General features: G+C 68.5%; 5 protein-coding genes. 1 reads left to right on the top strand and 4 read right to left on the bottom strand.

Annotated features, from left to right (window positions below):
• Positions 1–161: 161 nt before the first annotated feature.
• Positions 162–293, top strand: coding sequence for a hypothetical protein (locus NN5_RS27235; RefSeq protein WP_257721804.1), 132 nt, complete (start codon positions 162–164; stop codon positions 291–293).
• An 84-nt stretch (positions 294–377) separates the two neighbouring features.
• Here the strand turns inward: NN5_RS27235 and NN5_RS23600 are convergent, their stop codons facing one another.
• The 4 genes from NN5_RS23600 to NN5_RS23585 form a co-directional block, all read right to left on the bottom strand.
• Positions 378–1,244, bottom strand: coding sequence for an ArdC family protein (locus NN5_RS23600; protein WP_066553259.1), 867 nt, complete (start codon positions 1,242–1,244; stop codon positions 378–380).
• 169 nt (positions 1,245–1,413) lie between these two features.
• Positions 1,414–3,576: an integrase gene (locus tag NN5_RS23595; RefSeq protein WP_066553256.1), complete on the bottom strand. Its 2,163-nt coding sequence runs from the start codon at positions 3,574–3,576 to the stop codon at positions 1,414–1,416.
• On the bottom strand, positions 3,573–5,360 hold the full coding sequence (locus NN5_RS23590; RefSeq protein ID WP_066553254.1) for a hypothetical protein: 1,788 nt from the start codon (positions 5,358–5,360) through the stop codon (positions 3,573–3,575). The genes NN5_RS23595 and NN5_RS23590 overlap by 4 nt, the downstream gene beginning before the upstream one ends.
• A complete protein-coding gene (locus NN5_RS23585) occupies positions 5,357–6,706 on the bottom strand; it encodes a tyrosine-type recombinase/integrase (protein WP_066553252.1) in 1,350 nt (449 codons plus the stop codon). Before NN5_RS23585 ends, NN5_RS23590 begins: the two co-directional genes overlap by 4 nt.
• Positions 6,707–6,900 lie beyond the last annotated feature (194 nt).

Below are 6,900 nucleotides of genomic sequence, written 5' to 3'. Positions count from 1 at the left end.
ACATATCCTGACAGTCCAGCGAAAAATGGCGGTTGGAAGGTGAAAACCATCGGTGCCTCCAGCACTGCCCAAAAACCCCATGGCTCCCCCGAGGCGGGGGTGGGCGGCGAGAACGACCGGAGAGGCCCGCGCAAGCGGCGGGCCGCACCCGGAGGGGCGAAATGAAATGGAGCAGCTCGGCGAAGCCGGGCTTGCGGCGCGCCGTGGCGGGCCTAGCAGGGAGCGCCGACCAGACCCGCATCGAGGGAGGCCCGAAAAATCAGCGCCGCCGCGCCAGCGGCGTCCGCTGGTGAGCGGGCGAAGCCCGCGCATCGCCATGCGCGACGAAGCGGCCGAGCCCGCGAGGGATCGGCCGCTCAGCGTTGGTTGCTGCTGGATCATGGCTGCCGGGTGTGCATCCAGTCGGCCGCCGCCTGCGCCTTGCTCGCCGCGGTGAAGATCGCCCGGGGCTCGTCCTTGAGCAGTTGCAGCCAGGAGGCGATGTAGGCCGCGTGATCGGGTCGCGGTTCGTGCGCGATCCCGAGATCGGCGAGCAGGAACGATGCGGTCAGCTCGGCGGTCGCTTCCTCCATGGCGAGCGCGTGCTTGGTCCACTTGGTGCTGAAATCCCGGTCGAGCCGATGGGCTGCGCCACTGGCATGAGCTGCCTCGTGAATATGGGTGGCGTAGAAGCCGTGGGCGTCGTGGAAGGCGCTGAAATCCGGCATGTGGATGCGGTCTTCGGCGATGTGATAATAGGCGCTGGCCGAGCCGTAGACGGTATCGATGCCGAGCGCGGCGATGAAGGCTTCGGCGGCGGCGAGGCGTTCGCTCTCGGGCAGGACCGGCCCCGGTTCGGGCGCATAGCCATCGATCTGATCGGCGTTGAACAGGCTGAACGCCTTGGCGAAAAGCCGTCGGTGGTCGCCATCATCGTCGCTGGCTTCGTCACCCTTCGCGCGAAACTCCTTCCAGAGGACGCCGAGGCTGGCGTGCTCGCCCTTGCGGACCTGCGCGCCGAGCGCCTGCCACTGGCGATAGGTGCCCCAGACCCCGCTCGCATAGCCGCTGCCATAGGCGGCCGCCCAGAGCGAGACCGTATTTATGCCGCGATACGGCTTGCCGCTGGCGACGTTGGTCGGGCGGGTGACGTCGGCGCCGGAATGATGCCACGGCATGCGCCAGGTGCCGGTGCCGGCTTCGATGGCGTCGACGATCGCTTGCGTGACGCGAGCGTAGACGTCTGAGCGTGGTGAGGCTGACATGATCTGTTCTCCGTTCTCGCGCCGGGGACCATCCCCGGCGGCGGAGGCCCGTTCGCGCCGGGCACAGGGGGGCTCGCGCACCCGTCAGGGCCGCAGCGAAGCGAAGGACGGCGAAGCCGTTGCGCGGGCGCGCCGACCGGCGCAGGACTCCGCCAACAGCCGGGGTGGTCTACGGCGCGGGAGGATCGATCCCGGCAATCACCGCGGTCAGGCGATCGAGCTCGCGCTGGAGAGCTTGACGCTGGAGATCGGAGATGCGCCGTTCGCGTAGATGCGCCCTGGCATCGGCCGCCGCGCGTTCCCAGGCCGGCCTGTGCCGGGCGGTGATGCAGGCGTTGGGACAGCGGGTCGGCTCGCACAGGGCGGTGAGTGGCTGCGCGGGATCGGGGGTTGTCACGCGCTTGAGGCAGAGCGCGGTTGCAGGATCGAAGAAGCAATCCGCGAGCGGACCGACATGGAAGGTGCGCGCGACGCTGGCGAGCATGACGCGCAGGCGGGCGCGATCGGCGATCATGGCGGGCAATGGCCCGAGTTGAACGGCGGCATCGTCGAGCGTCCGCCCGATACGCGGTCCCGCCGGCCCGCCAAGCGATGCGCCGCTCTGACGCCGGTCGAAATAGTCCAGCAGGTCATCAGTCTGACCGAGCCGGCGCTGCGCCTCGACCTCGGCGCGAAACCCCGATGCGCTGGTCCCGGCATAGCCTTCGAACGCGGCGACCGAGGCGTGCTTGTACTGGATCATGCCGGCGATGGTGCCGAACGGACGGTTGGCGATGTGCCACGCGATCGTGCGCCGGAACTGCCGCGTCGTGATGCGCCACGGCTTGCCATCGGGACCGGGCGGGATGACCGGCATATCGGGGCTGCCGAAGGCGGTGTTGAGGTGATCGCGGAAGGTGTTGAGCTGACGGACCACCTCGCTCGACAGATGCGTTTTGGAGACGGCGCTCGCGCGCAGCACCGGCCAGAGCGTATCGCTGCCGCTGGCGCGCGCCGGTCCTGCCGACAGGCGTTCGAGCACCGTGATCGCATCGGCGACCGGCTCGATCGTCACCCAGCTCGCCGCCTCGCCCACGGCCGCCCGGCGCTTGTAGATGGTCGATCGGATGCGATGCCGCTCGATCAGGCCGTCCTCACTGCGCGCGATAGAGAGACACCCGCGCCGCATCGCCTGCACCTCGCAGTCGCGCATGCCGGTCAGGTAGGCGCACACGATATAGGCGGCGGCCTGGAGCATCCGTTCCTCGTGTGCGAGAGTCTTCGCGTCGAAGCGCTCGCGCCATGGCCGACCGCTCTCGGGATCGATCGAGATCGGCGTGTCCATGCCGCCGACCTCTACCCCCAGCTCGGCCGCCACTGCGTCGATCAACCTCGCTTCACCGCCGGTCAGCAGGAGATGCGCGCCTGGCTCGGCCTGCACGTCGATCCCGGCATGGAGATGCAGGAGATGGGCGTTGATCGGTGGGGTCACGGCGCCGGTGTTGGGGTCGACGCGCAGCTTGCCGTTATGAGCGGTGCCCCAGATCGGTGCGCCGCGCCCCTCGCTGCGTCGGCGACCGAAATAGGCCTTCAGGCGGGTGCGGCGACGTTGCCGGCGATCAGCGTCCGGGAGGCCGGAGTCGGCGGCGACGAGACGATCCCGGCGCGCTTCGAGCCGATCAAGCTCGCGACGGGCTGCGAGAATGTCGTCAGCGAAGACGGTGACGTAGCGCAACGACCATGCGAGCAGCGCGGCGATGACCTCTTCCGGGAACCGCGGCGTGCGGTTCTCCCGGACATGCCGGTAGCCCGCGACGCGGGCGGGCGCCTGTCCGGCCCAGGGCTCGAATGCAAGGCCTCCGCCAGCGAGGTGGTCACGATAGTGATAGAGATCGGGGACCACTTCGAGGAGGTGGCCGACGATGACGGGTCGCCGGGCCGGATCGGCACGAAGGTGCCGGGCATAGGCATCGACCAATGCCTGATCGATACGGGAAACGTCGAGCCGTCCGAGCCGCTCACGGGCGAAGGCGAAGAACCGGCGGGCACGGTTGAATGCCTGGCGAATGCTCGCCGGCGGCAGCTTCGGGCGGTAGCCGGGAAGATCGACGTTGAGACGGGCGTAGAGATAGGCGCGCATCGCCGCCTGCACATCGGCATGTTCGAGCACGTCGAAATGCACGGTGACGTGGCAGCGCCGGGCGTTCTCGCGGAATACGGCGAGACCGAGATCCCAGCTCGGGTCGCCGACGCGAGACAGCTCCTCGCGGGCGTGGCCCTCCTTGAGCGGCGCGCTCGCCAGCACGGGGCGATCGTCGAAGGCAGGCTCTTGGGCATGGGCGGGTATGGTCATGCGCGTGCCTCCGGCGGCAGATAAAGCCGCTCGCTCTCCATCTGCCGGCGCGCATCGGCGATGACGGCATCGGAGAAGGCCGGCACGACCTGGGCGGTGATGCGGGCATGGACGCGGCCGAACTTGGCCGCCCAGTCGGTCGCGGGCAGGCTCAGCCGCTGCTCTTCGACGAAGACGAGGAAAGCCAGGATCGCGGGGAGCTTGCGCGCGGTGATGACGGCGTTAGGGCAATCAAGGCAGCCCCAGAAGGGCTGCGCACAGGGCGAACCGGCCTCGGCGAAGGGACTGTTATGGAAGCCCGCGCAGGCGGCGAGCCAGACATCCTGTTCGCCGTCGAGCAACGGACCCACGGTAGCCAGCGGCATCAGCGGCTCGGCCTGATCGGGCGCTTTGCGCAACGCCTGCTCGGCGGTGGGCGGAAGCACGGTCGGCATCGCGGCGGCGACCGCTGCGCGGAAGGCGTCGGCGACGGCCGTCTCGTGCAGGGGCCGGAGCGACGGCAGATCAGCATAGTGGCGCGCCGCTACCTCGCGCGAGTGGCCGACCGCGAAGCGGGCCATATGCCCCTCGGTCTTGGTGTACCATAGCGCCTTGTGGGTCTTGCGGAGCCGGGAGAGCAGCAGGTGGAGCGGCTTGCCGTCGTCATCGACAATATCGTTCTGCGCCACCCAGGCATCGATCCGTTCCGTCGGGTGGCGGATACCTGCCCGCAGGCCGCCAGCGTTGTGATAAACCCAAATACGATCGTCGTTTAGATGCGTGCGGGCAGTCGCCGTGGCCTCGATCAGGCGACGAATAAGACCGCCAGGCGTGCCACCACCGCCGTCGCGGACGCGCATGCTCTTGTGCTCGGCGCCGCGAGCGCGGCGCTTGAGATAGCGCAGCTCCACCGTGCCGGCATGGGGGTTGGTGAGACAATCCACGGTCAGCGTCTTCAGGCACTCGGGCTCGAGGCCGGTATCGAGCGTGAGCAACACGAGCAGCGCCGGCAGATCGCGCGCAAGCAGGTGATGGCGGCCATGCAGGTCGTCGATGAGCGTGCTGATCGGCAATGCGCGCCGCATGCGCATGAAATAGAGGCTCTTCAGCGCGGGCTGGTCTGCGACGATAAAGCCCTGCCGCGCGATGATCGCTTCGACATCGGCGCGCGCGCTGGCGATGACCGGGTCGCCCTCATCGGTCCGGTCGTCGGCGCCGAGACGGCGGAACATCGCTTCGACATCGGTCCTCGCGGCGTCGCGCAACGCGCGGGCGACGAAGGGGCTATAAGCATCGCGCGGGGTCGAGCGGCCCGCCGATGTGGCCAGCGTGTAGCGCAGCCGCTCATGCAGGTCGGACGCGATCCGATCGGGCCGGTCTGCCTCGATCGCGCGCAATGTGTTGATGATCTTGCCGACCGTTATGTGCCGGTGGATCGCGCCCATCCCGCGCTGTCCGAGCGCGGAGGCGAACCCATCGATATGGACTGCGCGCAGGTCGCTGACGCCAGCCACGTTCAGCGCGTCATCGCCAAGCCAGGCGAAGAACAGGCGGTAGGCATTTACATACTGCTTGATGACGCTGGCCGCACCGATGGGGCCGCCGAGCGCCGCTGACCGACGTAGCGCGCCCGCGAAGGCGATGGCGAGTGGGCGAGGAACGAGCCCAATCATATCGATCAGGACCGTTCCGCCATGCCGTGCCTCGATCGTGAACTTGAGGCCGAGCACAGCATCGGGCTGCACGGACTCCGGCGTGATCGGCGCGAAAGCGACAGGCCGGCCCTTGCGGGGATGCCCGCTCATGCGCCCTGCGGTCCCGGCAGCAGCGCGAGCAGCTCCTCGACGGCCGCGTCCACTGTATCGGCGCGCGTCGCGATATGATCGAGGTAGATATAGGTGGTGGTGAGGCTCGCGTGGCCGAGCAGACGTTGCACCTGTTGCAGCGGGTCGCCCAGGATCAGCCGGTAGCTCTCCACCGGCCCCGCCGGCAATGCCGCTTCGCGCAGCCGCTGCTGGATCAGCAAGGCGAGCATATGGACTGCGAAGGTGTGACGAAGCTGGTGGGGACTGATCGACAGCGGGAAACCGTTCTCCTCGCACCGCTTGCAGGCACGGGTGAAGATCACCTCCCACGAGTTGGGGCGAACAGGCTGCCCTACCTCGGTCAGCCATAGCGCCGCCGGCTCGTGGGGCGGTCCATCCTCGTCGCACAGGATCAGGCGGCATCGTTCCTCTGGGGTGCAGACATCGCGCATGCGGTCGAGACCGGCGCGGGTGACAGGGATCGGTCGTTCGAGCTTGGCCGCGCCGTCGCGCGCGGCGAACTTGGTCACGCCTGCGGCGCGTTCGACGGCGACATAGGCGGCGATCTGACGCAGCAGCCGACGCGGGACCAGCACACTGCGTCCCCGGTCGCCCTTGGTGAGCGGCGGCGGCAGGCGCAGCCAAAGCTGCTGAGCCTGATCGTGGTCGTGATCGATGGCCGCAAGCTCATCGGCGAGCAGGCCCGACGCCTCTTCAAGACGCAGGCCAGTGGTGACGAGAAGGTCGGCGAACAGCGCGTTGCGCAGCCCGTTGCGATCGCGAGCGCCGGGGCGCTCGGTGCCGTCCGGGGCGAGGCCGCGCAGGCCGACCTCGCGGAAAATGTGGTAGTCGTCCATCGTGACGAACCGCACATCCGACCGCCTGGCGACACGTTCATAGGCGTCGTTGCGCGCCGCGATCATGCCACGACGGCCACCTTGCGCCGGTCGCCACACGGCGCGGCGGCTGAACGGCGCGTCGGCGATCAGCCCTTGCTGCTCGCCCCAGCGGTAGAGGCGATCGAGGCTGGCGACAGCCCGGTTCCAGCTTGCCGCCGTGATCCGGTGATCGGCCTCGTCGCGGCGTCGCTCACGATGATAGGCATCGACATCGTCGCGGGTCGCAGCCCACACGGTCTTGCCGCAGGCATCGAGAAAGCGAAGCCAGACCGCAACATCATAGGCGTAGGCGCGAAGCGAGTGCCGCGAGCGGACCCCCGACAGCGGCAGGTCGAGAAAGAAGCGATCCAGATCGGGATCATAGAGCGCATCGTCCCGCAGGATCAGCGGCACATGCGCATCAAGGCCCTTGGCCTCGCGGCGCTCGCAAACAGTAATGATCGACACCGGCGCGAAACCCTCCCCCCGGACCCCCCACCCGGAAGCTGACCTTCACACCGGTGCGCCTGATGGCCCGGCAGCAATCAGGCTGGCCTCCGCCAGCTCTTGGGTCAGCGCTACGGCCAGCCTGATTACTGCCTACCGTGGGCGTCCATCGCCGACCTTACTGCAATGTTGCGGGCGGCGCAGACTGTCCAGAT

This window comes from Novosphingobium naphthalenivorans NBRC 102051 (genome assembly GCF_001590985.1).
Classification (GTDB): domain Bacteria; phylum Pseudomonadota; class Alphaproteobacteria; order Sphingomonadales; family Sphingomonadaceae; genus Novosphingobium; species Novosphingobium naphthalenivorans.
The sequence above is the reverse complement of the archived record's forward strand: the minus strand, read 5'-3'. Positions and strand labels throughout refer to the sequence as shown.

Coding starts and splice junctions, on each gene's coding strand:
- NN5_RS27235 (WP_257721804.1), top strand. CDS start 162: ATGAAATGGAGCAGCTCGGCGAAGCCGGGCTTGCGGCGCGCCGTGGCG.
- NN5_RS23600 (WP_066553259.1), bottom strand. CDS start 1,244: ATGTCAGCCTCACCACGCTCAGACGTCTACGCTCGCGTCACGCAAGCG.
- NN5_RS23595 (WP_066553256.1), bottom strand. CDS start 3,576: ATGACCATACCCGCCCATGCCCAAGAGCCTGCCTTCGACGATCGCCCC.
- NN5_RS23590 (WP_066553254.1), bottom strand. CDS start 5,360: ATGAGCGGGCATCCCCGCAAGGGCCGGCCTGTCGCTTTCGCGCCGATC.